The sequence below is a fragment of the Psychrobacter sp. T6-1 genome (assembly GCF_052258445.1).
In genome coordinates this window covers 1-1,085 of sequence record NZ_JBQQFC010000537.1, presented here as the reverse complement: position 1 = coordinate 1,085, position 1,085 = coordinate 1, and the positions used below count along the sequence as shown (strand labels likewise).

The 1,085-nt window shown below is 45.2% G+C and carries 1 protein-coding gene; it reads right to left on the bottom strand.

Features of this window, described 5'->3' with window-relative positions:
* Positions 1 to 283 precede the first annotated feature (283 nt).
* On the bottom strand, positions 284 to 853 hold the full coding sequence (locus ACTXGO_RS14415; protein WP_443542481.1) for a hypothetical protein: 570 nt from the start codon (positions 851 to 853) through the stop codon (positions 284 to 286).
* Positions 854 to 1,085 lie beyond the last annotated feature (232 nt).

Sequence of the window (1,085 nt, the reverse complement as noted above, 5' to 3'; positions counted from 1 at the left end):
TTTTGATATTGAATCGGTGCGCGGGGCGCACCCTACAAGTCTAGTAATTTCAATTTGCTATTTCATATTCACGCGTTAGTGCGCAAGATTCATTTTACGATTAACTGCGCTGACGAAACGTGGACGCGCGAGGGACGAGCGCCGAATGAGTGATTATAAAAAACCGCGTGATGATAAGCATATTTGCCCATTATGAAAGCAAGCGATGCTGAGGCTATCTTTGAGTTTTTTATGATTTTTTTTATCGTCAAATACCGTCGTATATATCAACACGGGTTAAACTCTACTCCTCAGCCTTCCCATGCACATCAACCTTAGCCTTTTTACCATCAGGCACAATCACAATCGGTAGGGTGAGTCCTTTGGCATAGTCTCCTTCAAACACATAATCGTAGCGACCCGCTTGGATATCAGGTGTAGTATGGATGATGAGTTTGATATCGTCGCCGTCAGTCAATTCATGAGAGGTGTAGTTATTGCTAAGCTGATCAAGCGCCTTAGATAGCGCTTCATTACTTGCCATGCCAACGGTGAGATTGTATTGTGCGGTGGCAGTATCGACGTCAAAATAGTCCGCGTAGTCTTTGACGTTTTGGCTGTCACTCTCAAACGGATAGTCAAAGTCTGCTCGGTCAATAGGCGTGACATCGCTCGCCATCAGCGACCAGTCCATAGCGCCCGCAGCTGCTGTATTGCCAGTATCGACAGCTTGGTCATCGGACGTATTTTGCTTGGTGGTACTCGCGACTTGTGTGCTTTGCGCGTCAGTTGTGCTAGCACTATTATCACAGCCTGCGAGCACTGCTAGGCTTGAGGCAAGTATCATTGCCATGCTGATTAGACGTTTGCTCATTGAGTTACCCTTTATTATCGCTGTAGTAGTACCTGTCTAGTAGCAAGCATTTTGACAGCTTTTAGTCGTGTTCACCACTCAATCAACCACAAAAAAACAGCCATAATATATGACTGTTCTTTATCACGTAAGGCTTGCCAATAGTAGGTTTATTCCTATCAATAGGAGACGCGGCCAATAGGCTTATCTACCTACTTTACAGTTGACCTGATACTCTCTACCGTTTGCCCAT

Coding starts and splice junctions, on each gene's coding strand:
- ACTXGO_RS14415 (WP_443542481.1), bottom strand. CDS start 853: ATGAGCAAACGTCTAATCAGCATGGCAATGATACTTGCCTCAAGCCTA.